This window comes from Pseudomonas baltica (assembly GCF_031880315.1).
Taxonomy (GTDB): domain Bacteria; phylum Pseudomonadota; class Gammaproteobacteria; order Pseudomonadales; family Pseudomonadaceae; genus Aquipseudomonas.
The window spans coordinates 3,491,103-3,514,515 of the sequence record NZ_CP134771.1; the positions used below are offsets into that span (position 1 = coordinate 3,491,103).

The 23,413-nt window shown below is 61.0% G+C and carries 21 protein-coding genes; 8 read left to right on the top strand and 13 right to left on the bottom strand.

From position 1 onward, the window contains the following. Nucleotides 1–13 precede the first annotated feature (13 nt). From REH34_RS15530 to REH34_RS15540, 3 genes are all read right to left on the bottom strand, one after another. On the bottom strand, nucleotides 14–778 hold the full coding sequence (locus REH34_RS15530) for an ABC transporter ATP-binding protein (protein WP_311968354.1): 765 nt from the start codon (nucleotides 776–778) through the stop codon (nucleotides 14–16). Then, entirely contained in the window at nucleotides 775–1,614 is an 840-nt protein-coding gene (locus tag REH34_RS15535; RefSeq protein ID WP_226503875.1) for an ABC transporter permease, read from the bottom strand. The genes REH34_RS15530 and REH34_RS15535 overlap by 4 nt, the downstream gene beginning before the upstream one ends. A gap of 65 nt (nucleotides 1,615–1,679) precedes the next feature. Further along, nucleotides 1,680–2,684, bottom strand: a complete 1,005-nt coding sequence (locus tag REH34_RS15540) for an ABC transporter substrate-binding protein (protein ID WP_226503876.1) — start codon at nucleotides 2,682–2,684, stop codon at nucleotides 1,680–1,682. A 433-nt stretch (nucleotides 2,685–3,117) separates the two neighbouring features. Here REH34_RS15540 and REH34_RS15545 point away from each other — a divergent pair, with 433 nt between their 5' ends. Further along, nucleotides 3,118–4,305 carry an alpha-hydroxy acid oxidase gene (locus REH34_RS15545; RefSeq protein WP_311972101.1) on the top strand — a complete coding sequence of 396 codons (1,188 nt, stop codon included), beginning with the start codon at nucleotides 3,118–3,120 and terminating at the stop codon, nucleotides 4,303–4,305. Next, on the top strand, nucleotides 4,302–5,426 hold the full coding sequence (hisC, locus tag REH34_RS15550; protein WP_311968355.1) for a histidinol-phosphate transaminase: 1,125 nt from the start codon (nucleotides 4,302–4,304) through the stop codon (nucleotides 5,424–5,426). The genes REH34_RS15545 and hisC overlap by 4 nt, the downstream gene beginning before the upstream one ends. 110 nt (nucleotides 5,427–5,536) lie before the next feature. On the opposite strand, the gene cls is transcribed toward hisC, so the two are convergent. Further along, nucleotides 5,537–6,976 carry a cardiolipin synthase gene (gene cls / locus REH34_RS15555; RefSeq protein WP_311968356.1) on the bottom strand — a complete coding sequence of 480 codons (1,440 nt, stop codon included), beginning with the start codon at nucleotides 6,974–6,976 and terminating at the stop codon, nucleotides 5,537–5,539. Nucleotides 6,977–7,126: 150 nt separating this feature from the next. Here cls and REH34_RS15560 point away from each other — a divergent pair, with 150 nt between their 5' ends. Continuing rightward, entirely contained in the window at nucleotides 7,127–7,654 is a 528-nt protein-coding gene (locus tag REH34_RS15560) for a DUF3617 domain-containing protein (protein WP_226503879.1), read from the top strand. Nucleotides 7,655–7,760: 106 nt separating this feature from the next. On the opposite strand, the gene REH34_RS15565 is transcribed toward REH34_RS15560, so the two are convergent. After that, the gene (locus REH34_RS15565) at nucleotides 7,761–8,123 is read right to left on the bottom strand and encodes an NADH:ubiquinone oxidoreductase (protein ID WP_226504443.1); all 363 of its coding nucleotides are present in this window, start codon (nucleotides 8,121–8,123) and stop codon (nucleotides 7,761–7,763) included. 28 nt (nucleotides 8,124–8,151) lie between these two features. Here REH34_RS15565 and REH34_RS15570 point away from each other — a divergent pair, with 28 nt between their 5' ends. Next, a complete protein-coding gene (locus REH34_RS15570; RefSeq protein WP_311968357.1) occupies nucleotides 8,152–9,135 on the top strand; it encodes a CobW family GTP-binding protein in 984 nt (327 codons plus the stop codon). Between the two features lie 90 nt (nucleotides 9,136–9,225). Here the strand turns inward: REH34_RS15570 and REH34_RS15575 are convergent, their stop codons facing one another. Further along, the gene (locus tag REH34_RS15575) at nucleotides 9,226–9,615 is read right to left on the bottom strand and encodes a DUF3301 domain-containing protein (protein ID WP_311968358.1); all 390 of its coding nucleotides are present in this window, start codon (nucleotides 9,613–9,615) and stop codon (nucleotides 9,226–9,228) included. 117 nt (nucleotides 9,616–9,732) lie between these two features. On the opposite strand from REH34_RS15575, the gene pdxY reads away from it, so the two are divergent. Next, on the top strand, nucleotides 9,733–10,605 hold the full coding sequence (pdxY, locus tag REH34_RS15580; RefSeq protein ID WP_311968359.1) for a pyridoxal kinase PdxY: 873 nt from the start codon (nucleotides 9,733–9,735) through the stop codon (nucleotides 10,603–10,605). 111 nt (nucleotides 10,606–10,716) lie between these two features. On the opposite strand, the gene REH34_RS15585 is transcribed toward pdxY, so the two are convergent. Further along, a complete protein-coding gene (locus REH34_RS15585) occupies nucleotides 10,717–11,202 on the bottom strand; it encodes an acyl-CoA thioesterase (RefSeq protein WP_226503882.1) in 486 nt (161 codons plus the stop codon). A 245-nt stretch (nucleotides 11,203–11,447) separates the two neighbouring features. Here REH34_RS15585 and REH34_RS15590 point away from each other — a divergent pair, with 245 nt between their 5' ends. Then, on the top strand, nucleotides 11,448–13,196 hold the full coding sequence (locus REH34_RS15590; protein ID WP_311968360.1) for a cation:proton antiporter: 1,749 nt from the start codon (nucleotides 11,448–11,450) through the stop codon (nucleotides 13,194–13,196). 146 nt (nucleotides 13,197–13,342) lie between these two features. Here REH34_RS15590 and REH34_RS15595 read toward each other — a convergent pair whose 3' ends face one another. The 3 genes from REH34_RS15595 to uvrD form a co-directional block, all read right to left on the bottom strand. Further along, nucleotides 13,343–13,750: an SMI1/KNR4 family protein gene (locus REH34_RS15595; protein WP_226503884.1), complete on the bottom strand. Its 408-nt coding sequence runs from the start codon at nucleotides 13,748–13,750 to the stop codon at nucleotides 13,343–13,345. 136 nt (nucleotides 13,751–13,886) lie between these two features. Continuing rightward, complete coding sequence (locus tag REH34_RS15600; RefSeq protein ID WP_226503885.1) at nucleotides 13,887–14,747, bottom strand: Tim44 domain-containing protein; 861 nt, start codon at nucleotides 14,745–14,747, stop codon at nucleotides 13,887–13,889. Nucleotides 14,748–14,987: 240 nt separating this feature from the next. After that, nucleotides 14,988–17,171 (bottom strand): DNA helicase II, encoded by a 2,184-nt coding sequence (gene uvrD / locus REH34_RS15605; RefSeq protein ID WP_311968361.1) that lies wholly within the window; start codon nucleotides 17,169–17,171, stop codon nucleotides 14,988–14,990. Nucleotides 17,172–17,460: 289 nt separating this feature from the next. On the opposite strand from uvrD, the gene REH34_RS15610 reads away from it, so the two are divergent. After that, nucleotides 17,461–20,346 carry an EAL domain-containing protein gene (locus tag REH34_RS15610; protein ID WP_311968362.1) on the top strand — a complete coding sequence of 962 codons (2,886 nt, stop codon included), beginning with the start codon at nucleotides 17,461–17,463 and terminating at the stop codon, nucleotides 20,344–20,346. A gap of 294 nt (nucleotides 20,347–20,640) precedes the next feature. Continuing rightward, nucleotides 20,641–20,937: a DUF3077 domain-containing protein gene (locus REH34_RS15615; RefSeq protein ID WP_311968363.1), complete on the top strand. Its 297-nt coding sequence runs from the start codon at nucleotides 20,641–20,643 to the stop codon at nucleotides 20,935–20,937. Nucleotides 20,938–21,062: 125 nt separating this feature from the next. On the opposite strand, the gene REH34_RS15620 is transcribed toward REH34_RS15615, so the two are convergent. From REH34_RS15620 to REH34_RS15630, 3 genes are read right to left on the bottom strand one after another with little or no spacing between them, the layout of a single operon-like run. Next, nucleotides 21,063–22,151 (bottom strand): DUF3396 domain-containing protein, encoded by a 1,089-nt coding sequence (locus REH34_RS15620; RefSeq protein ID WP_311968364.1) that lies wholly within the window; start codon nucleotides 22,149–22,151, stop codon nucleotides 21,063–21,065. Nucleotides 22,152–22,164: 13 nt separating this feature from the next. Beyond that, nucleotides 22,165–22,866: a VRR-NUC domain-containing protein gene (locus REH34_RS15625; RefSeq protein ID WP_311968365.1), complete on the bottom strand. Its 702-nt coding sequence runs from the start codon at nucleotides 22,864–22,866 to the stop codon at nucleotides 22,165–22,167. Further along, complete coding sequence (locus tag REH34_RS15630) at nucleotides 22,859–23,383, bottom strand: PAAR domain-containing protein (protein ID WP_311968366.1); 525 nt, start codon at nucleotides 23,381–23,383, stop codon at nucleotides 22,859–22,861. The genes REH34_RS15625 and REH34_RS15630 overlap by 8 nt, the downstream gene beginning before the upstream one ends. Nucleotides 23,384–23,413 lie beyond the last annotated feature (30 nt).

Below are 23,413 nucleotides of genomic sequence, written 5' to 3' on the forward strand. Positions count from 1 at the left end.
CTAAGCGAATGGGTTAGGCGCGTACGGGCTCTTGGCCGCGAATCGAGCGCAAGACCTGGCGCTGCAGGTCGATGAAGTCCGCGCTGCTGGCCAGTTCTTCATGGCGCGGGCGCGGCAGCGGCACGTCGAAGGTGGCCTTGATGGTGCCGATGCCCATCACCACGATCCGATCGGACAGAAACACCGCTTCCTCGACGTCGTGGGTCACGAACATCACGGTCAGGCGATGGGTTTCCCATACTTGGGTGAGCAGTTCCTGCATCTGCCGCCGGGTCATGGCGTCGAGGGCGCCGAAGGGCTCATCCATCAGCAGGATCTTGGGCCGATACGACAATGCCCGGGCGATGGCCACGCGCTGCTTCATGCCGCCGGACAGTTCATTGGGAAAGGCGTCTGCGGCTGCGCTGAGGTTGACCAATGCCAAGTGTTCGTCGGCGATCTCGCGGCATTCGCTGGCGCTGCGCCCGGCGGCCTTGAGGGCGAACTCGACGTTCTGCCGGGCAGTCAGCCAAGGCAGCAAGGTGTAGGACTGGAACACGACGCCGCGGTCCATGCCGGCGCCATCGATGACTGCGCCGTCCACGCTCACTGCGCCATCGTCATAGTCTTCGAGGCCTGCCGCGATCGACAGCAAGGTACTTTTGCCGCAGCCCGAGGTGCCGACGATGGACACGAACTCGTTGTCGGCCAAGGTCAGGTCGATGCCCTTGAGCACCTGCTTGCGCTGCTTGCCGGTGACGAAGGTCTTGGTCAGCCCTTGAATGGTCAGGGTGCTCATGGGCGCCTCCGGTTGTAGCGGAACAATACTTTTTCAGCGGCGCGCATGGCCTGGTCGGTGATCAACCCGAGCACGCCGAGCAGCAGGATGTAGCCGATGATAGTGTCGGTCTGGAAGAACCGCTGTGACACGGTGATGCGGTAGCCGAGGCCCGAGTTGGAGGCCACCAGTTCGGCCAGCACCAGCCAGGTCCAGGCCCAGCCGAGGCTGATGCGCAGGGCGTCCCAGATGCCGGGGAAGGCACTGGGCAGCACGATCTTGATCAGGATGCGGCGGTCACTCATGCCCAGTGTGCGGCCCAGGCCGACGAAATCGCCAGGTACGCGCTTGACCGAGTCCATCACCATCAGCACCTGCTGGAAGAAGGTGCCCATCCAGATGATGAGGAATTTTTGCACATCGCCGGTCCCGCTCCAGAGGATGGTCAGCGGCACGAAGGCCACCACCGGCATGTAGCGAACGAAGTCGACGAAGGGCTCGATGGAGGCTTTCCAGAAGCCGTAGCAGCCGGCCAGCACGCCGATGACGATCGACATCACCGACGAAATCGCGAAAGCGATGGCGATGCGGTAGAGGCTGACGCTCAGGTCGGTCCACAGGGTGCCGTCCGCAGCCAGTTTGGCCAGACGCTGGCCGACCGCTTGCGGGCTGGGCAGAAAGATCGGCGAGACCAGCCCCAGGTTGGTGGCGGCCCACCACGCGAGGGCGAGCAATACGAATACGCCGATGGAGATGCTCAGATAACCGGGTCGCTCCGGTTGGCGACCGATGACGAACAGCGTGCCGCGCTTGCGCCGCCGAGGTGTCGCTGCCGCAAGGTCATGGTTGGTATTCACGTGACGCTTCCTGAATCAGTTGCTTGCAACCGGCGGCTGGGGTGCCGCCGGCGTCTACTGGAGGCTTACTTGAGTGCTTTGACGAAGCGCGAGTCGATCATCTTCGCTGGCTCTACCGGCACCGGTACCAGGCCGGCAGCGGAGGCCGACTTGAGGATGTGCGGGAAGGTTTCGGTGGTGAAGCTCCCGGTCAATTGCGACTTGTTGTCCGCGAGCGAGTAGAACTGCACGCCATCGAAGGCACTTTCGAGTTCTTCGGTGGAGGCGCCGACAGCCTTGGCAATCACCGCACGATCAGCTTTGGTGTCGCCCTTGTAGTGAGTCAGCGCCGCGTCCCATGCCTTGATCATCGCCAGCACCTGACCCGGGCGTTGTTCGAGGACTTCTTCGCGGACCACCAGCACGTCGGAGATCACACCTGGGTCATCCTTGCCGCTGTAGAGCACGTTGACCTTGGGGTTCTGCTGCTTGGCGGCACTCAAGTAGGGCTCGTAGGTAACGGCCACCGGCACGCGCCCGGCGATCAGCGCGCTGCCAGCGTTGGCGGCAGGCATGGGCACCGGCTTGATGTCGCTCCACGGCATGCCGGCCTTGGCCAAGGCGCTGTGTAACAGGATGTCGCTGGTGGTGCCCTCTTCAAAGGCGACTTCCTTGCCCTTGAGATCTTTGATCGATTTGATCTCCGGCGCGGCGATGATGGCATCGGCGGTAATGCTCTGGTCGAGCAGCAGCACGATCTTCACCGGCAGGCCAGCGGCGACCATGCCCATGGCGGTGTGGGTGGCGATGGTGGCGCCGTCTATCTGCCCGCTGGCGAGGGCGGCGTTGATGTCTTTGTCTTCGCTGAAATTGACTACGTCGACGCCGCTCAGGCCGGCTTTCTTGAACAGATCATGGGCGGCCGCGACATGGATCTGGCCATAGCCCAGCCATGGCTCGACACCGACCTTGAAGGTCCCGGCTTCAACTTTCATCCCCGCGGTCGGCTCGGCGGCCACTGCGCCGATGGCCATTGCCAGGGCACAGGCGCCCAGCACATTACGCATTCCGTTCTTCAGCAGCTGACTCATGACAGTTCTCGCTTCGGGTATAGAGAGTATGGGTACGGCGCAGGTGCGGCACAGCTATCTTGACTGGTATATACAGGTAAGCAGGTTACGTGCCGCATTATTCCCCTGACGGTCGAAAACCTTAGCAGCCTTTATTACCGGGAGCTGCAACATCCCGTTGCGATGATTGGCCGGGAGTGCAAAACTTCTCGACCACTGCGCCGATAACGCGCATTTTCATTGAATATGACCTAATCGGGGGCGGGTAAGCGTTGGCCTGATGCCGATCAACGGTCCCCTGTTGCGCCGTCTTCGTACCGATCAAGCATTGCTCACGCCGGCTGGTCTGCAACTTGCTTAAGCGGTATATACAGCTAGATACCATCTCTCTCCCGACCTCAGCGAGCCTGCCTGCCCCATGCGACGTTATTACACCGGAACAGACTGCTTGCGCGTGCGTAGCATTGCCGAAATGGCGGCCCTGGCGCAGCGGCGTGTGCCGCGCTTTGCCTGGGAATACCTGGCGGGAGGTGCCGAGGACGAGCTGACCTTGGCGCGCAATGTGTCCGCGTTTACCGATATCGGCCTGGTGCCGCGCACGTTGGTGGCGGCCTCGGCCACCGCCACCGAGGTGTCGGTACTGGGGCAGAAGCTCGCGCTGCCGATGATGATCGGCCCGACGGGTTACAACGCCATGTTGTATCGCGATGCCGACGTGCACCTGGCCAAAGCGGCCACCGCGCGGGGCTTGCCGTTTTGCCTGAGCACGGTATCGACCAGTTCGATGGAGCAGATCGTCGCCGCGGTGCCTGACGTCAACCTGTGGTTTCAGCTTTACTGCCTGCGCGAAGCGCGCATTCAGGAGGATTTGCTCAAGCGCGCCGAGGCGGTGGGGGTACAGACCCTGTTGCTGACGTCGGATGCGGTGGTGCTGGGCAATCGGGAGTGGGACAAGCGCAGTTTCGTGCGCCCGCGTCAGCTCACCTGGCGTAACAAGTTCGACGTGCTCTGCCATCCACGCTGGATGCGCCAGGCGCTATGGCCCCGTGGTATGCCGAGCCTGGGTAACCTCGATCCCTATCTGCCGGCCGATGCCCGCAATGCGGCTGGCGCCGCCCATTTTATCGGCGCGCAAATGGATGCCGAGTTGGACTGGCAAGCGCTGGAGCGGCTGCGTAATCGCTGGCAGGGCAAGCTGCTGTTGAAGGGCGTGCTGCATCCCGCCGACGCCGAACGGGCCGCGCAACTGGGGCTCGACGGCATTGTCGTGACCAACCATGGCGGTCGCCAGCTCGATGGCTCACCGGCGAGCATCGAGGTGCTGCCGGCCATCGCGGCAGCTGTGCGCGGCCGCTTGGCGATCTTGCTCGACGGCGGCATTCGCCGCGGCACCGATATTCTCAAGGCGCGCGCGTTAGGCGCCGATGCGGTGCTCCTGGGCCGTGCCACGTTGTACGGCGTGGCCGTGGCGGGCGAGCAGGGTGCCGGGCAATCGCTGGATTTGTTGGCCCAGGAACTGCGCCTGGCGATGACGCTGCTTGGCAGCCCGGATATCCACACGCTCGATCGCGGCCAGTTGTTTCAACGTAGTTACCCACATTCACCTTATCCACAGCCTGCTGTTTTCGAGAATCTGCAATGACCGACCTTCAATGGCTCAATACCCTTGCCCGCCGCGAAGTGCGCGAGCTCGCCAGCTATAACGCCGGGCTGTCCACCGAGGCGGTGCGCGAACGCTATGGCCTGGAGCGGATCGCCAAGCTGGGGAGTAACGAAAACCACTTCGGGCCGTCTGCGCAGGTGGTGCGTGCGGTGACCGCCGAGGCCTTGCAGATCGGCCTGTATCCCGACCCTAACTGCACCGAGCTGCGCCAGGCATTGGCGACAAAATTCGCGGTCGATCCCGCGCGGCTGGTGTTCGGCAATGGCTCGGAAGACCTGCTGGGGATTATCAGCCGGGTGTTTCTGGATCACGGCGACCAGGTGGTCACAGTGTTGCCGTCGTTTGGTCTGCACCTGCTTTATCCACAGGCGGTGGGTGCCGAGGTAGTGGGCGTGCCGATGACGGCTGATTTGCGCATCGACATCGATGGCTTGCTCACCGCGTTGTCGCCGCGTACTCGATTGTTGATGTTCTCCTGCCCGTCCAACCCGGTGGGCAGTGCGCTGACTGTGGATGAATTGCAGCGCATTGTGGATAACCTTGGGCCGCAGACATTGCTGGTGTTTGATGAGGCGTATTTCGAGTATGCCCAAGGCGCGCCGGGCTATCCCGATTGTCTGGCGCTGCTCGAGGCCAGCGGCAAGCCCTACGTGCTGTTGCGCACGCTGTCCAAGGCTTATGCGTTGGCGGGCTTGCGGGTCGGCTATGGGATCGTCAGCGATCCCTTGCTGGCGGATTTGATCGATCGCCTGCGTACGCCTTTCAACGTCAACCGGTGTGCACAGGTGGCCGCGGTGGCTGCGCTGGCGGACGAGGCGCACCTGGCGCAGACGCTGACCCATGTCGCCAGCGAACGGGCGCGGATGATGGCAGCGTTGCAGGGCATGGGGTTAGAGCCGGTGCCGTCGCTGGCCAACTTTCTGTTCTTCGCTACGCCGTTTGCGGCCGATGCGGTAAATGCGCAATTGCTGTCGCGGGGGGTGATCGTCAAGCCGTGGCGCGAGGCGGGGTATACCGATTATCTGCGGGTGTCGGTGGGCAGCGTGGAAGACAACGATTGGTTTTTGCAGCAGTTGGCGGTGAGTTTGGCTGCCTTGTGAATCAATGCAGGCCTCTTCGCGGGCAAGCCTTGCTCCCACAGTGCAAGAAGTTCCAGAGTCGAACACCTGTGGGAGCAAGGCTTGCCCGCGAAGAGGCCCTCAGCCGTACCTCACAAGATAGGCGAAATCAGCCGCGCGATGCGCATGCCTAGCGCCTGCAGGCGCCGCACCTCTTTGCTATCGGCCAACGTCACCTGCCGCGACTCGGCAAAATCCCGTTCAAGCATGGTTTGGACTTCAGCCGCGAACGCCGCATCCACCGTCAGCAGCATGATTTCAAAATTCAGCCGGAACGAGCGGTTGTCCAGATTGGCGCTGCCGATGGCGCTGATCTCGTCATCCACCAGCACCACTTTCTGATGCAAAAAGCCCGGGATGTAGCGATAGATGTGCACCCCGGCGCGGATGGCTTCGAAGGCGAACAGGCTCGACGCCGCATAGACGATGCGGTGGTCTGGCCGAGACGGCAGCAAAATGCGCACGTCCACGCCCCGCAGCACCGCCAGGCGCAAGGCCGCCAGCATCGACTCGTCCGGGATGAAGTACGGGCTGGTGATCCAGATGCGGCGGGTGGCGCTGTGAATCGCTTCCAGAAAGAACAGCGAGCAGGTTTCCTGCGGGTCGGCCGGGCCGCTGGCCAGTACCTGGCACAGCACGCCCTCGTCCGGATAGGTGTCGGGCAGGATCAGCGGCGGCAGGCGACGCGATGCCCAGAACCAATCTTCGGCGAAGGATTCCTGCAGTGACGCAACTACCGGGCCGTGCATTTGCACGTGGGTGTCGCGCCAAGGCGACAGGCGCGGGTTGCTGCCCAGGTATTCATCGCCGACGTTATGGCCCCCGATAAACCCTACCAGGCCGTCGACGACGACGATCTTGCGGTGGTTGCGGAAGTTGACCTGAAAGCGGTTGAGCCAGCCGCGGCGGGTGGCGAAGGCGCGGATCTTGACGCCGGCGTTACGCAGCGTGTCGACGTAATCGCGGGGCAGGGCATGGCTGCCGACCTGGTCGTAGAGCACATAGATTTCGACCCCATGGGAGGCCTTCTCCAGCAACGCCTGCTGCAGGCGCCGACCAATGGCGTCGTCCTTGATGATGAAGAACTGGATCAGCACCACTTGGCGCGCTTCGCGGATGGCGGCAAAGATTGCATCGAAGGTGGCGTCGCCGTTGATCAGCAGGCTGACTTTATTGTTCGCAAGGCAAGGCATGCGCCCCAGCTTGCGCATGGCGCGCAGCGAGTCGTAGGAATCGGACTGCTTGGCTGCCAGCGCTTCCTCTACCCAAGGGCGCCAGTTGAGGTCGGCGATGGCGGTGTGCATTTCCTGGTTGGCCTGGCGACGTGCTTCGATATAGGCGTCGAAGGAGCTGCGGCCGAACACCAGATAGGGAATCAGGGTGACGTAGGGCATGAACAGCAGTGACAGCGCCCAGGCGATCGAGCCTTGCGCGGTGCGTACCGTGAACACGGCATGCAGGGCGGCCGCGATCCCCAGCAGGTGAATGAAGCCGAATACGTAGTAAAAAAACGTGGGGCTGTGATAATCCATGCCTGGCCTGGAATGCGGGTCGATGCTTTAACAGACCACGTCTGAGGGGCAATGTCTCTATTTATTCGGCGCTGCAACGCAATCACGCTTTGCGCGTCTAAAACTTTACCCGGCGACTCGCCGGGTACTGCCATTTTTCAGGAGTGTTGCATGAAGAGATGTCTACCGGTCGTGGCCCTGCTTGGCAGCCTGCTGGCGCCGTTGGCCCACGCGCAGATGCTGCAGCCGGGGCTGTGGGAGCTGACCACCAGCAACATGCAGGTCGATGGCAATGCCATGCCTGACATGCAGTTCATGCTTGGCCAGTTGAAGAACATGGCGCCGGAGCAGCGCGCGATGATCGAGCAGACCTTGTCCAAGCAAGGCATCACGGTGGGCGGCAATGGCATTCAATCGTGCCTGACCGCCGCGCAGGTGAAGAGCGACGATATCCCCCTGACGGACCCGAAGTCGGGTTGCACCCAGCAGATCACGGAGCGCAACGGCAATGTCTGGAAGTTTCGCTTCAGCTGCCCGAAAGCGCAGGGCACCGGGCAGGCGCAGTTTCTCAGTGATCGCGAGTTCACCACCAATGTGGTCGGGACATTCAACGCGACGGGTACTCAGCAGAAGGGCAGCATGAATACGCGTGCGGTGTGGAAGGGGCCTAACTGCGGGGCGGTGAAGCCGCGTACTTGAGTCGGGTTTTATAGTGACTGGGCTGACGCGTTCGCGGGCAAGCCCGGCTCCCACAAGATCTACAGCCCTGTGGGAGCAAGGCTTGCCCGCGAGGGCGTCAGCGGCCTCACCGCAGTCCGGGGATCAGCCACTTGCCCAGGCTTTTCTGCTCACAAAACGGCCGCAGATAGGCGGCATCGCTGGCAACGCCGTAATAGTGGATATCCTGGCGGTACGGCATGTTATCCACATGGGCATCGCTGCACACCCCGAAGGCCCCCTGCGGACACTGTTCCACATACTGCACGCTGACTTTCTGGCCCGGCAGGTTTGGCTCGCAGAAGCCGTCGTGGAACAGCTGTTGCGGGATGCTCACGTTCTGCTGGCATACTTGCACGTCCAGGTGCTCGGCCTGGGTGTGCACCACACAGGCTTCGGCCAGCACCTGGGCACTGGCGCACAGCGACACCAGCGCCGCCGCCAGCGGCATCGATAACCTTCTCTCAAAGCCTTTGAACATGCTGCAGAACATCCCTACTCATGTGATTGCCGGGCCCTTGGGCGCGGGCAAGACCAGCCTTATCCGCCAGTTGATGGCGCAGCGGCCAGCAGGTGAACGCTGGGCAGTGCTGATCAACGAATTCGGCCAGGTCGGCCTCGATGCGGCGTTACTGACCACGGCGCAAGATGGTATCGCACTCGGCGAAGTGGCGGGAGGGTGCTTGTGCTGCGTCAATGGCGCGCCTTTCCAGATCGGTCTGGGCCGGCTGTTACGTCAGTCCAGACCACAGCGGTTATTCATCGAGCCGTCAGGGCTGGGGCATCCGGCGCAGTTGCTCAAGCAATTGAACGAGGCGCCGTGGGCCGGGGTATTGGACGTGCAACCGAGCATCATGGTGCTCGACGCTGAGGCCCTGGCCTGCGGACGACCTTTGCCGCCATCGCAGCAGGAAGCGCTGGCCGGGGCGGGATTGCTGGTGATGAACAAATCACGTGAGGTGAGTGGGGATAAACGCCTGAGGATATCTGCGTCGTTGCCTGCGGTGCCTTTGTACTGGACAGATGAGGGGCAGGTCCCCTTATCGGCAATGCTTCTTGCAATTCATGGCCAGAGCCTGCTCCAACGGGGGGATGCGGTGTCCATAGGTGAGGGGGCTCTGACCGCGAAGACCTCCGTTTATCCACAGCTGCTGCTGCCGGGCCACCCGATCCGGCAAATCAATCCACAGCCTGATAGCTGGAGCATCGGCTGGCGCTGGCATGCCTCGAGTGTATTCGATCCGCTCAAGGTCGAAACTTGGCTGAAAAACCTCGCGTGGCAGCGGGCGAAGATGGTTATCCACAGCACCGAGGGTTGGCAGTCGTTGAACGCCGTGGATAACTTGATCCCGACGTGGAAAACCAGCGAATGGCGCAAGGACTCGCGTATCGAGCTGATTTTCAGTGCGCCTCAGGACGAGGCGACGCTGGATGCGGGCCTGCGCCAAACGCTGCTCCAGTAGCGAGGGGCTTGCCCCTGATGCAGCGCGTCGGTCACACCGATGATGCCTGTACCCGTTTCGGGAGCAAGCGCCCTCGCTAAAAAGGGCGGGTCAGGGGCGCCAGCGTTTGTGTTCCTGGCGCCACTGGCTCATCTCGATCACTTCAGCCGTGGCCTGGGTCTTGATTTCGAACGGGTAGGGCGCCAGCTCGATCGTCGCCGAATGGGGGCCGAACTGCGTGATCGTCCCCGGGTGGCGCTGCTCACCGGTGACGGTGAATTCGAAGGTATAGATCCGCGCCAAGCGCTTGCGACCATTGCCATCACGGGCGAAAGTCATGCGTTTGAACGCGACGTTTTCGTCGAGCAGTTCGAGGTCGAGCTTGGCGCAATGCTGCTTGACCCTCGCCAGCGCCTTTTCCCGTAATCCATGGTTATGCCACAGCCATGCCGCACCGGTGGCGAGCAACATCAGCACTAACATATTTCCGAGGGTCAACATCGACGAATGCTCCGATAAGTACGCTCAGCTTAACTGTGTCTTCGGTCTGTCGTACAGGGTACTTTTGGCGCCATACTGCGCGCCTGAATTTTCCGCAGACTGCTCCAGGGTTTTTTCATGAAACGTACGCCACATCTGCTCGCCATCCAGTCCCACGTGGTGTTCGGCCATGCCGGTAACAGCGCCGCGGTGTTCGCCATGCAGCGGGTCGGGGTCAATGTCTGGCCGCTGAACACCGTGCAATTCTCCAACCACACACAGTATGGTCAGTGGACGGGAGAAGTGCTGGCTTCCGAGCAGATTCCTGCGCTGGTCGACGGCATCGCCGGGATTGGCGAACTCGGCAACTGCGATGGCGTGCTCAGTGGCTATCTGGGCAGCCCGGCGCAGGGTCGGGCGATCCTCTCGGTGGTGCAGCGGATCAAGGCGGCCAATCCGAAGGCCTTGTACCTCTGCGACCCAGTAATGGGCCATCCGGAGAAGGGCTGCAGTGTGGCGCCTGAGATCAGCGATTTTCTCCTCGATGAAGCGGTAGCAGCGGCGGATCTGCTGTGCCCCAACCAGTTGGAGCTCAATACTTTCTGTGGTCGTGCCGCGCAGTCGCTGGACGATTGCGTCGCCATGGCGCGTTCGCTGTTGGCTCGCGGACCGCAAGCAGTGCTGGTGAAACACTTGGCCTATCCCGGCAAGCGCCCGGAAGATTTCGAGATGCTACTGGTGACTGCGCAAGGCAGCTGGCTGGTGCGGCGCCCGTTGCTGGCATTTGCGCGCCAACCCGTAGGCGTGGGCGACCTCACGTCGGGTGTGTTCCTCGCCCGCGTATTGCTGGGCGACGAACTGGTCAGCGCCTTCGAGTTCGCTGCCGCTGCGGTGCACGAAGTGCTGCTCGAAACCCAGGCCTGCGCCAGCTACGAGCTGGAACTGGTGCGGGCGCAGGATCGTATCGTGCACCCGCGGGTGCGGTTCGAAGCAGTGCGGTTGGCGGAGTGAACCTGGCTTTTGTTCTGCCTGGGCCGCCCTCTTCGTGAGCAAGCCCACAGATCCCAGGTCTTACACCTGTGGGAGCAAGGCTTGCCCGCGAAGGCGTCAGTGGCTGCGGCCTTAAAGGGCATCGCCCTTGATATCCTGATAGCGCTTTTCCAGTTCCTGACGAATCTGGCGGCGCTGCTGGGCCTGCATGTAGCGGCGCTTGCCTTCGCCGCTTTCCGGTTGCAGCGGCGGTACCTGGGCGGGTTTGCGCTGGTCATCGACCGCCACCATCGTGAAGAAGCAGCTGTTGGTATGGCGTACCGAGCGCTCGCGGATGTTTTCGGTGACGACCTTGATGCCCACTTCCATGGACGTGTTGCCGGTGTAGTTGACCGAGGCCAGGAACGTCACCAGCTCACCGACATGAATCGGCTCGCGGAAAATCACCTGATCCACCGACAGGGTCACCACGTAGCGACCGGCATAACGGCTGGCGCAGGCGTAGGCCACTTCGTCGAGGTACTTGAGGAGTGTGCCGCCGTGCACGTTGCCAGAAAAGTTGGCCATGTCCGGTGTCATCAGGACAGTCATCGATAGCTGGGCGTTTCCAGGTTCCATAGTGTGCTCACGGTAATTTGCTGTTGAGTGTCGGCACGCTCTATGGCGCTTGTGCCCATATTCACAATCCCATCTCTTTCGGGACGCTGGCAGCCCGAGGCTCGTCACGCGCGCAGGGTAAAAAACGCGTGGTGAAGCGATCTGTTTCAACATATTGCACCGGGCAGACAGCCCGAGTCTCGGTGTTATCTTGAATGCACCCCATTGATGGGGTCAATTTCCCTGGCCATCATGGAGGACTCAGCGTGCATGCCATCAGTTTTATTCAGGACCTGGCCGTGATCATGCTGGTCGCCGGCGTGGTCACCATCATTTTCCACAGGCTCAAGCAGCCTGTCGTGCTCGGCTATATCGTCGCCGGTTTCATCATCGGCCCGCATACCCCTCCGTTCAGCCTGATCCACGATGAAGACACTATCAAGACCCTCGCCGAACTGGGGGTGATCTTCCTGATGTTCAGCCTGGGGCTGGAATTCAGCTTGCGCAAGTTGTTCAAGGTCGGAGCCACCGCGTTTATTGCCGCGTTCCTCGAGATTGCCTTGATGATCTGGCTGGGCTACGAGATCGGCAGCGCCTTTGGCTGGAGCGCCATGGACTCGCTGTTTCTGGGGGCCATCCTGGCGATCAGCTCGACCACCATCATCGTCAAGGCGCTCAACGACCTCAACATGAAGCATCAGCGCTTCGCTCAACTGATCTTCGGCGTGTTGATCGTCGAGGACATTCTCGGCATCGGCATCATCGCGTTGCTGTCGGGCATTGCAGTGAGCGGTAGTGTGAGCTCCGGTGAAGTGTTCTCCACGGTCGGCAAGCTGTCGCTGTTCATGGTGGTGGCGCTGGTCATCGGTATCCTGGTAGTGCCGCGTCTGCTGGCCTATGTAGCGAAGTTCGAGAGCAACGAGATGCTTCTGGTGACCGTGCTGGGGTTGTGTTTCGGCTTCTGTCTGCTGGTGGTCAAGCTGGAATACAGCATGGTATTGGGGGCATTTCTGATTGGCGCGATCATGGCCGAATCAAAGCAGCTGGTGAAGATCGAGCACTTGGTGGAACCGATCCGCGACATGTTCAGTGCCATCTTCTTCGTTGCCATCGGCCTGATGATCGATCCGGCTATCCTGGTGGCCTACGCCTGGCCGATCGCGGTGATCACCGTGGCAGTGGTGCTCGGCAAGGTACTGACCTGTGGGCTGGGCGCCTTTATCGCAGGCAATGACGGCCGAACTTCCTTGCGGGTGGGCATGGGCTTGTCACAGATCGGCGAGTTCTCATTCATCATCGCAGCACTGGGCATGACCTTGCAGGTGACCAGTGACTTCCTCTATCCCGTGGCGGTAGCCGTTTCGGCGATCACCACCTTGCTCACGCCTTATCTGATCCGTGCCGCGGACCCGCTGTCGCTGAAGCTGGCGGCGGTCATGCCAGTGCGTATGGCCAGGGTGTTTGGTATCTACGGCGAATGGCTGCGCAGTATTCAGCCGCGGGGCGAGGGTGCGCTGCTGGCGTCGATGATCCGGCGAATCCTGTTGCAGGTGGGCGTCAATTTGGCGCTGGTGGTGGCCTTGTTTTTCTGTGGGGGGTATTTCGCCGAACAGATTGGTGAGTACCTGAGCGCGTGGATCAATGACGGGGGCTGGCACAAAGCGTTGATTTGCGGTGCGGCCCTGCTGTTATCGTTACCGTTTTTGATCGCGGCGTACCGCAAGCTCAAGGCGCTGGCGATGCTGCTGGCAGAGATGGGCGTCACGCCGGAAATGGCCGGGCGGCATACTGCGCGGGTACGGCGGATCATTGCTGAAGTGATTCCGGTACTGGCGCTGGTAGTGATTTTCGTGCTGTTGGCGGGGCTGTCGGCGAGCATATTGCCCAGTACCGAGCTGCTGCTGGGGATCGCCTTGATCGCGGCGGTGCTGGTGGCGGTGCTGTGGCGGTGGTTCGTGCGCTTGCATACGCGCATGCAGGTCGCGTTGTTGGAGACGCTCAACCAGAATCCCTGACGGCCGGTATCTCGGCTGATGCCGCTGGCCCCTTCGCGAGCAGAGCGCGCCCACAGCTGGACGGCTCAGGCGCAGTCAATACTATGGGAGCAGGGCTTGCCCGGCGAAGGGGCCACTCGATTCACCGGATCGGTAAGCGGCAGTACTCAGCTTTCCAGCCAGACATCCCGCGCCCAGTGCCACACCGACTCCCAGCTTTCTTCGGTGACCAGCTCTTCTTCTGCGCTCCACAGCACCACGGTGCCATCTTCTTCAACGCAGTAATAGTCATCGCCGTCCTGGCAGATCGGGATCAGCTCGCGAGGCACGCCGATGTCCCAGGCGGTTGAGGCCACATCAGGCAGATAGGTGTGCGACGCTGGATCGGTCACAGTCACCGGCTCCAGGCTGCCATAAACTACATCACTAACCGTCAGCAAAAATTCCTTGAATACAAAAGGAATGTTGATGAACAACTGCTCTTCGATCTCGACCAACTGGTCCTCGTCGGGCAATTCAAGGGGTACGGGCACCGGTTCGTTGGCTTCCCGCAGTTGTTCGATGACTTCTTCCACGTCGTGCTACCTCTCAGTCCAAATACGCGATGCGGTTATACCTTAGCTGGATATTAGTGCAATCCCACAAAAGCAAAACCCCGAGCAGATGCTCGGGGTTTGCGGGTGCAAGGTTTCATGTAGAAACTTGCCAAGGTCAGCCGTTCTGACGGATACCAGCGACCAGCCAAGGCTGGTTCTCACCAACGGCACGTTCCATGTTCCAGCTTTCGCTGAACACTTCGCCTTGGTCGAAACGCGAGTTTTTCGACACGCCGCTGAACGTCAGGGTAGCGATGGTCTTGTCGGCGCGATCGTCGACACCATCCAGTTGCACATGGAGGTCGTCAATGAAAGTGGACTGGAAGCCGTCACCCAGGCTAGCGCGTTCCTGTTTGAGGAACTGCAGCATTTGCGGGGTCACGAACTCGGAGATCTTGTCCATTTCGTTGGCGTCCCAATGCTGCTGCAGCGACTGGAAGTGAGCACGGGCGGCAGCGACGAAGTTCTCTTCATTGAACCAGGCCGGGGCGTTGATTACCGGACGAGCGGGAGCAGGCGAACCACCGCCGAAGATCGAATTCTGTGCCGGTTGGGCAGGTTGTTCGAAAACTTCACGCTGATACGGCGAGCCAGCACCGGCCATTTGCGCGCCCTCTTGCTGCTTGCGACGGCGAGCGGCGATGAAACGGAAGATCAGGAAGGCGATGACGGCCATGATCAGGATGTCGAAGAACTGCATGCCCTGGAAGCCGCCACCCATGAACATGGAAGCGAGCAGTCCGCCAGCGGCGAGGCCGGCCAGAGGGCCCAACCAGCGCGAAGCGCCGCCGGCCGCGGCAGGTGGGCGACCGGCAGCCGATGGGCTGGCAGCGGGAGCGCTAGGCGATGCCTGGCGAGTCTGATGGCTTGGAGCAGCGCCGAAGCTTTGACCGCCACCGAAGCGCTTGGCATTGGCGTCGATGCTCATCGTCAAGCCGATGCACAGCGCCAGAGCGATGCTAAGAAAACGTTGCATTAGAATTCCCATAGAGTGGATTGCACGTGAGCCATCTTGCACAGGTGGCTGTGCCGTGACTAGTGACAGATTGTTTCGAGCTTTTACAGGATCTCGGATAACCGCACGTGTGATGGACTGAGGGTCACCCGGGTAGCGAGGGGGGTTGCCCCCGACAGGCCGTGTCAGGCACACCGCAATCGGGGACTGGCCCCTCGCTACAGGGTCGTCGGTCAGGCTGCTGATTGACCCATGGCTGCGTCAAATAGCCTCAAGCTTCGCATAGCCCATCATCAGCCACTTGCTGCCCTCATCGAAGTTGACCTGCACCCGTGCCTGAGCCCCGGCACCTTCGAAATTGAGAATCACGCCTTCACCGAACACCGCATGCTGCACCCGCTGCCCCAGGCTGAATTCGGTCTGGGGGATGCCTTCGTTGGCGAACAGGCTGCTGTTGTTCATCTTTTGCGCACCGCCGAACGGCCGGCTGACGCTGTTGGACAGACGCACTTCCTGAATCAGCCCCGCTGGTATTTCTCGTACGAAACGGGACACCTTGTTGTAGGTCTCGCTGCCATACAGGCGACGGGTCTCGGCGTAGGTCATCACCAGTTGCTGCATCGCCCGGGTGATGCCGACATAGGCCAGGCGCCGTTCTTCTTCAAGCCGGCCGGGTTCTTCGAGGCTCATCTTGTGCGGGAACAGGCCTTCTTCCAGGCCCACCAGAAACACATGGGGGAATTCCAGGCCCTTGGCGCTGTGCAGGGTCATCAACTGCACGCTGTCTTCGTGCTCGTCGGCCTGCGTGTCGCCGGCTTCCAGCGAAGCGTGGCCAAGGAAAGCCGCCAATGGCGTGAGGTCTTCGTCCTCTTCGGTGGTTTCGAAGTTGCGCGCGGCGCTGACCAGTTCCTCAAGGTTTTCTACCCGTGCCTGGCCCTTTTCACCCTTTTCTTCCTGGTGATAGGTGATCAGGCCGGACTGTTCGACGACGGTCTGGGTCATCAAGTGCAGCGGCATGTCGACGACCTTGAGCGCCAGCGTCTCGATCATCTCAAGGAAGCCGTTGAGCGCGTTGGCGGCGCGCCCGGTCACACCTTTATTGAGCACCAGCTGGCGGATGGCTTCCCACATCGACACTTCGGCATGGCGTGCATGCTCGCGGATCGCCTCGACGGTCTTCTCTCCGATACCACGTGGCGGCACGTTGATGACCCGCTCCAGCGCCGCATCGTTGCCGCGGCCGTCCATCAGCCGCAGATAGGCCATGGCGTTCTTGATTTCGGCACGCTCGAAGAAGCGCTGGCCACCGTAGATACGATACGGGATGCGCTCGCGCAGCAGCGCCTCTTCGAGTACCCGCGACTGGGCGTTGGAACGGTAGAGGATGGCGATATCGCTGCGCGCCATGCCGGTCTTCACCGCGCTCTCGATGCATTCGACTACATAGCGAGCCTCGTCGTGCTCGTTGTAAGCGGCATACAGATTGATCGGCTCACCGTCGCCGCCGTCGGTCCACAGCTCTTTGCCCAGGCGCCCGGTATTGTGCACGATCAGGGCGTTGGCGGCCTTGAGGATACCGGCGGTGGAGCGATAGTTCTGCTCCAGGCGGATCATCTGCGAATCGGGGAAGTCGTCCGAGAACTGGTGAATGTTCTCGATCTTGGCGCCGCGCCAGCCGTAGATCGACTGGTCGTCGTCGCCAACGATCATCAGGCTCTCGCCGCCCTTGGCGAGCAGCCGCAGCCAGGCGTACTGCACGGCGTTGGTATCCTGGAATTCGTCCACCAGCACGTGGCGGAAACGCCGCTGGTAGTGTTCCAGCAGGCCCTGGTTGTCGCGCCACAAGTCGAGGGCGCGCAGCAGCAGCTCGGAGAAGTCAATGACCCCGGCGCGGGCGCACGCGGCCTCGTAGGCTTCGTAGATCGAGCGCATGGTCGCCAGGAACAGATCGCCACCCGGCTGAATGTGCTGCGGGCGCAGGCCTTCATCTTTTTGACCGTTGATGAACCACTGAGCCTGACGCGCCGGCCAGCGTTGCTCGTCCAGGCCCAGCTCGCGGATCACCCGCTTGACCAGGCGCTGCTGGTCGTCGCTGTCGAGGATCTGGAAGTTCTGGTTGAGCTTGGCCTCCTGCCAGTGCGCGCGCAGCAGGCGATGGGCCAGACCGTGGAAGGTCCCGACCCACATGCCAGCAGGGCTGATGCCCATCAGCTGCTCGATGCGATGGCGCATCTCGGCCGCGGCCTTGTTGGTGAACGTCACCGACAGCACCGAGTGCGGCGAGGCGTTTTCGACCTGCATCAGCCAGGCGATGCGGTGCACCAGCACGCGGGTCTTGCCGGAGCCGGCACCGGCGAGGACCAACTGACGGCCAACCGGCGCGGCGACAGCCTGGCGCTGGGCGTCGTTGAGTGAGTTCAACAGGAGGGAGAGGTCATCATGCATCCCGCCATTTTAAGGGTAAATGGGTGGCCTGTACCACCGCTAAGTCGGCTGGGCATCGATAGCGATCTTGAGGATCTCTTCGCGGGCAAGCTTTGCTTCCACAGGCGTTCACCCGTGGGAGCGAGGCTTGCCCGCGAAGAGGTCACTGCGGCCGACGAAAACCCCACGCCACCACTGATCGGGCAGGGGCGCCCGTATCACCGAGCAGGGCAGTCCTCCCTATGGATATTTCCCCCCATTGTGTATGCTCAATCAACGTTAATGGCTGCCAACTACAAGAATATCCACCATGACCTTCGCCTCCGCCCGCCCGGCGTCCCCCGAGGATGCCGCGCCGCCCGTGGAACCTGCTTTTGCCGCGCAACTGGCGGCCGAGCGCACGCGCCTGCTGTATCAAGGTTCACTGCTCCCCACACTGTTCATGCTGATCAACGGCCTCGTCTGCTCGTGGCTGCTGTGGAGCCCGCGCCACTATGTATTGGTGAGCATCTGGCTGGTGTGGCTGATGCTGCTCGCCGCGTTACGGGTGATTCAGGTCGCTGCCTTCGACAGTGCCATGCCAGCGCGCCAGTCCGATCCGCGCTGGCTGCGACGCTTTCTGCTGGGGGCGGGCCTCAGTGGCCTGACCCTCGCAGCAGGCGCCATCGCCCTGACCCCGGTCAACAGCTTCATCCAGCAGGCGTGGCTGTTCGGCCTGCTCGGCGCCGCCGCGCTATCGGCCAGCATCGCCTACGCCGTCAGCCTGCCGGCCTTTCTCACCTTCACCTTGCCGTGCCTGCTGCCGCCGGTCGGCTATCTGCTGTTGTGGGGCGATGAACACCAGCGCGGCTGGGGCTGGCTGGGCCTGATGCTGCTGGTGTCGCTGGCAATCGTCGCGTGGCAGGTCAACCGCCTGATCGAACGCAACCTGCTGCGGCGCTTCCAGAACCAGGCCCTCATCGAGCGCCTGCAAGCCGAACGCATTCACGGCGAACAGCTCAACCAGGAGTTGGCCGAGGAGGTGCAACACCGCCGCGCCGTCGAAGACACCCTGCGCGAAACCCACGCCGAGCTCGAAGTCCGCGTCGCCGAGCGCAGCCAGGCCCTGGACCACGCCAACCAGGCCCTGAGCAAAAGCGAGGAACGCCTGGCCCTCGCCCTCGAAGCCAGCGAGCTCGGCCTGTGGGACTGGAACCTGCAGACTGACGAAGTCCACCACAGCGAGCTCAAACGCCTGTTCGGCCTGGATGAAAGCTCCGTGTCGCTGATGCTCAAGGACCTGCGCCCGCGCCTGCACCCTGACGACATGCCGTTGCTGAAGAAAACCCTCACCAACCACCTCAAGGGACGCACCACCGACTACCGCGTCGAATACCGCGTGCGCCACGAAGACGGTCGCTGGTTGTGGGTCGAAGACCACGGCCGCGCCGTCGAACGTGGCCCCCGCGGCCGTGTGCTGAGGATGATCGGCACCCGCGCCGACATCAGCAAACGCAAGGCCTGGCAACAACAACTGAGCCTGGCCGCTACGGTATTCGAAGCCATGAGCGAAGGCATCGTGGTACTAGATGCCGCCTTTGGCGTGCTGGCCGTCAACAAGGCGTTCACCGCCATCACCGGCTACAGCGAAGCCGATGCCATGGGCTTCAACCTCATCGAACTGCCCTGCAGCCACGATGCCCGGCGGCAGTTCCAGGCCATCTGCCAAGCCCTCGAAGAGCGCGGCGGCTGGCAAGGCGAACTGGTCGAGACGCGCAAGAACGGCGAACTCTACCCGCAATGGATGCAGCTCAGCGTGGTCCGCGATCGGCTGGACAACATCAGCCATATCGTCGGCTTCTTCTCCGATCTGTCCGGCCGGCGTGCCTCCGAAGAACGCATGCGCTTCCTCAGCCACTACGACGAGCTCACCGGCCTGGCCAACCGCGTACTGTTCCGTGAACGCTTGCAAGAAGCCGCCCTGCGCGCCACCCAGCGGGGCAGGGCGCTGGCCTTGCTGCACATCGACATCGACCGCTTCAAGCTGATCAACGACAGCCTCGGCCACGACACCGCCGACCAGGTCCTCAAGGAAATGGCCCGGCGCATCAGCAACGCCCTGCCCGAAGCCGACACCATCGCGCGCCTGGCCGGCGACGAATTCGCCGTGCTGTTCGACGCCTACGCCAACCTCTCCAGCCTCGCCCGCGTCACCAGCCGCCTGCTCGGCAAACTGCGCGCGCCACTGCTGATCAACGGCCACGAACTGATCATCGGCGCCTCCATCGGCATCAGCCTGCTGCCCGATAACGCCCGCGTCGCCACCGACCTGGTCGCCCAGGCCAACACCGCCATGCAACACGCCAAACACCTGGGCGGCGACACCTTCCAGTTCTTCACCGAAAGCCAGCGCGCCAGCACCCTTGAGCGCCTGCAACTGGAAAACCAACTGCGCAAGGCCATCGACGAGCAACAGCTCGAAGTCTTCTATCAACCCAAACTCCACGTCGCCAGCGGCCGCCTGGAATCCGCCGAAGCCCTGGTGCGCTGGCGCCACCCGACCCGCGGCCTGGTGCTGCCCGGCGAATTCATCCCCCTGGCCGAGGAAACCGGCCTGATCGGCGCCATCGGCGAATTCGTCCTGCGCCAAGCCTGCTGGCAGGCCCAGCAATGGCAGCGTCACGGCCTCGCCCCAGTGCGCGTTTCGGTCAACCTCTCGGTGCACCAGTTGCGCCAAGGCAAGCTGGTCAGCCTGGTGCGCCAGGTGCTTGATGACACCGGCTTGGCAGCCCGCTGCCTGGAGCTGGAGCTCACAGAGAGCCAATTGCTCGATAGCATCGAACACATCAGCCTGACGTTTCAGCAGTTGCGGGAAATCGGCGTCAAATTGGCGATCGATGACTTCGGGACGGGGTATTCGTCGTTGAGCTATCTAAAGCGCCTACCGGTGGATTACGTGAAGATTGATCAGGCGTTTGTTCGTGGGCTGGATGAGGCGCGAGAGGATGTAGTGATTACCCAGGCGATCATTGCCATGGCTCATAGCCTCGGGTTGCAGGTGGTGGCGGAGGGCGTGGAGACGCAGGGGCAGTTGGAGATACTGAAAGAGCAGGGGTGCGATGAGATTCAGGGGTATTTGATCAGCCGGCCTTTGCCTGCTCATGATATGGCGCAAATGCTTATCAGAGACCAGCGGGGCTGGTCGGTGGAGAGTTGAGGAAACGCCGGGAATTTCTCGGCTGTTGCAACCTTCTTCCCTGCCCAGTATCGTTCAGGCGTCGCTGCCACTCAGCGACCGGGTTTGGCGACCCGACGAATTCAAGGCGCAGCAGCGCCCCATCACGATTGCAGGCGCTTTTTTTGCGCCCGCATGTCCTGTTATGGCGGCTGTGCGTGGGAGACCTTCGGGTCTGCCGGTTTCCTTGATTCCCGGTTCGCCAACCCGCGTACAGCTGCCACCCTTATCGTTTGGCGACGATGAAGGCAGCTCCTCGAATCAAGGAGTTTAATAATGAACAGCATTCTTCAGTCCTCCAACAGTACTACCGGTGCAGCGACGTTCGGCGTCTGTAATTCCCGGAATGAGCGGCTTTTTCGTATCACCCCTGGAATCTGCGCAGAGCACGCGCTTGAGCATGCCTCGCTGCTGATGGCTTCAGCTAACAAACTGACGTTGTTGAGTGCACTGCAAGCGGACGATGATGGGGCAATGGTGTGGGCTGCTCATTATCTGGGGGATATGGCCAAAGCGATCATCGATGATGTGACGGCTGGACTGCAGGATGTGCAGGCAGGTTCTGCGTCCTAGAGTCGGTCGCTGAGCATTACCTTCGGCCGGCCGGCCGTCTACGGCTGAATGGGGGGATCGAGTGCCAGGCTCATTTGGCGGAAGCGTCCAGAACAGCGACTCTCAACTGAGCCTGACACCAATATTTATAAGCGTTCAGGCAGCGTATTCTTGGAGTTCAGCCCCGGCTCATCGCGTAGCAATTTAGTGCGCCATGCGGGTATTGAACTATCGTCGACGTCGAGGCGTTTCAGCCATTGATCTGCGGACCAGCCGACTAGTCGCAATTCGCCGTCGTGGCTGCCGCTATGCAACGACCCTACGGTCTCACAGCGGATAGGTTTGAGCAGATGATTGACCAATACATAGGCCGCAGGTTTTGGGTCTTCGGCATCGCCAGCAGCATAGGGATAGGCGCCCGATTGAATAATGACTCCGTCATTACAGCGATAGAATGCGTAATGACTAGAGGGTAGTTGAGAGCGAAGGATATCGAGGCCTCCGGCCAATTCCAGGCGTTGGTTGTCAAGCAGCGTTAGCCAGCTTACCGTCTTTATCTTAGGTTGTTTCGCGGTCGGTTCGATCGTAAGCCAAGACGCAGTACCAACATCCAGGCCGGGCATGCGGGCGGCCATGAAAGCCTCGGTTGGTTCATTCTCATCCTTCTGAGTGATCGAAAGATTGAAAGCATTTCCAGCGTAACCCTGCTCTGGATTCAAGCGCTGTGCGAACGCACGAAAGAGCTTTAAGAAACTCAGTGGATTCTGATCATGAAATAACACAGGAACTGAGAATTCCAACACGCTGACGTCATCGCCCATCTTTGCCTGCCACGCGCGTTGCCCCATGATACTGAATAGCCAAGGGCTGGCATCTTTGGATTGCTTTCCACTCGTGTAGAAGAAACTTAGTAGATCGTCTTCATCCAAAGACTCCATCATCTCGCGCAACGAAGCTGCATTTGAATACGGAATAACGGGTTTGCCCTTGGGAGGCTCTTCGCGCAATAACCATGTTAGATGAGGTTCCGCTACCATCTTGAAATCATCAAAGCATTTGCACAATGCCTCGCGAACCAGTGAGGTGTGAGCCTCCTTGAAATAAAGCGTTCCGCGTACTGAAGCGACGGCGCCAATGTAGTTTTGTGGCCCTCCCTTCATCAAAAGATTACCGGGCACCTCTAGCAAATGAGGTTGTTTGGTCAGCGCCGCTGCCAAATCGAAAGATTGGTCCATTATGTGCTCTCTTCTAATAGGCAGGGGTGGGCAGCATTGGGCGAGGCGTGCGGCCTCGGGTCAAAAAAAACATAGTCAGAGTGGCGATACTGGCAGCCCATCCCAACTGTTCGGCAGGTATCCGCGTGGACTGAGTTTCTTGAGTACAGTCGCACTCTGTAGAGCTCATACTAACGACTCGATTTGCTCCAGCAATCTGTTTGTATGCTCTCACCTGATCTGGGTTCGGTGGGTCGGGAGGAAACTTCATTTCGACCAACACCTGGATATTATTCTGAGCAGGCGGGATCATTGGGTCTTTAACAATCACCACATCAGGCCGACGAATCATCCCTCTACCAGGCTTGAAAGGAGGATGCTCCGGATCCTCATCCCAATACTTTTTGATCCACCCCGGAATCCAGCCATGCGGATTGCCTCCGGTCTGGCTGTCCATTATCGGCTGCGGTGGATTCTTGGTCATGTCGTAGCTAACCTCAGCTTTATACGGACTGCGCCCCTGCAGTATCTCATCCAGCTCCCCCAATCGCTGCGCGACACAAGCCTGCTTGAGACTCCTGCCATCCCGACTGACATTTGGTGTAGCACTGCAATAACAGATCGCCGAGCACAGCACTTTCTTGTCTTGCGGATCGAGTTTGGGCTCCAGAATCCCGACAGGATTGATCTGACCATCCGATTTCATACCTCCCTGGGACAGCGACGGCTCACTCATTACCGTCCTCCTGCTCCAGATCGATATGCAGTGTTTGTGGCGAGTTACTTCTAACCCAGCGGGTCATCCCTTGGGCATCGGTATAGTCGTAAAAGCTTTTGCCATCGCTGGACCAGACTTTGACCAAGCGGCGTGCCACTGGCTTGCCGGTGTTCTGGTCGATCAACTGGAACCGCCCCGAATAAGAGGTGACCGCGTTGGTGCGCATGGGCTGGACAGGTGTGACGGGCGCGGGGATATGGGTGTCACCGATGATCACTGTGCTTGAACCCGCGGTTACTGCGTTGCCATGTTCCCCCACGCTACCTTGCGTGGCGGCCCGCATGCCGTTGATGAATACGGTGGATGACAGGCCGGAAACGATGCGGCTGCCGCAGGCGCTCCTATCGTTTTCGCGGGCGGCGTTCAGTCCGTCGAATATGACATCTGGCGAGCCGGAGACAAGGGGGTTTTCGCCGTGCCCCGATTGCGGGCAGGCGGTTGGATCTGTGATGCGTGCAGCGGGTTTTCCACTCATGATGCGAATCCTTGCAAACAGGTACATGAG

Bases quoted from the DNA above. Each gene is read 5' to 3' on its own strand.
- REH34_RS15560 (WP_226503879.1), top strand. From the start codon at position 7,127: ATGAAGAGATGTCTACCGGTCGTGGCCCTGCTTGGCAGCCTGCTGGCG.
- REH34_RS15570 (WP_311968357.1), top strand. From the start codon at position 8,152: ATGCTGCAGAACATCCCTACTCATGTGATTGCCGGGCCCTTGGGCGCG.
- REH34_RS15610 (WP_311968362.1), top strand. From the start codon at position 17,461: ATGACCTTCGCCTCCGCCCGCCCGGCGTCCCCCGAGGATGCCGCGCCG.
- REH34_RS15530 (WP_311968354.1), bottom strand. From the start codon at position 778: ATGAGCACCCTGACCATTCAAGGGCTGACCAAGACCTTCGTCACCGGC.
- REH34_RS15600 (WP_226503885.1), bottom strand. From the start codon at position 14,747: ATGCAACGTTTTCTTAGCATCGCTCTGGCGCTGTGCATCGGCTTGACG.
- cls (WP_311968356.1), bottom strand. From the start codon at position 6,976: ATGGATTATCACAGCCCCACGTTTTTTTACTACGTATTCGGCTTCATT.
- hisC (WP_311968355.1), top strand. From the start codon at position 4,302: ATGACCGACCTTCAATGGCTCAATACCCTTGCCCGCCGCGAAGTGCGC.
- uvrD (WP_311968361.1), bottom strand. From the start codon at position 17,171: ATGCATGATGACCTCTCCCTCCTGTTGAACTCACTCAACGACGCCCAG.
- REH34_RS15585 (WP_226503882.1), bottom strand. From the start codon at position 11,202: ATGGAACCTGGAAACGCCCAGCTATCGATGACTGTCCTGATGACACCG.
- REH34_RS15630 (WP_311968366.1), bottom strand. From the start codon at position 23,383: ATGAGTGGAAAACCCGCTGCACGCATCACAGATCCAACCGCCTGCCCG.
- REH34_RS15565 (WP_226504443.1), bottom strand. From the start codon at position 8,123: ATGCCGCTGGCGGCGGCGCTGGTGTCGCTGTGCGCCAGTGCCCAGGTG.
- pdxY (WP_311968359.1), top strand. From the start codon at position 9,733: ATGAAACGTACGCCACATCTGCTCGCCATCCAGTCCCACGTGGTGTTC.
- REH34_RS15575 (WP_311968358.1), bottom strand. From the start codon at position 9,615: ATGTTGACCCTCGGAAATATGTTAGTGCTGATGTTGCTCGCCACCGGT.
- REH34_RS15540 (WP_226503876.1), bottom strand. From the start codon at position 2,684: ATGAGTCAGCTGCTGAAGAACGGAATGCGTAATGTGCTGGGCGCCTGT.
- REH34_RS15625 (WP_311968365.1), bottom strand. From the start codon at position 22,866: ATGAGTGAGCCGTCGCTGTCCCAGGGAGGTATGAAATCGGATGGTCAG.
- REH34_RS15620 (WP_311968364.1), bottom strand. From the start codon at position 22,151: ATGGACCAATCTTTCGATTTGGCAGCGGCGCTGACCAAACAACCTCAT.
- REH34_RS15615 (WP_311968363.1), top strand. From the start codon at position 20,641: ATGAACAGCATTCTTCAGTCCTCCAACAGTACTACCGGTGCAGCGACG.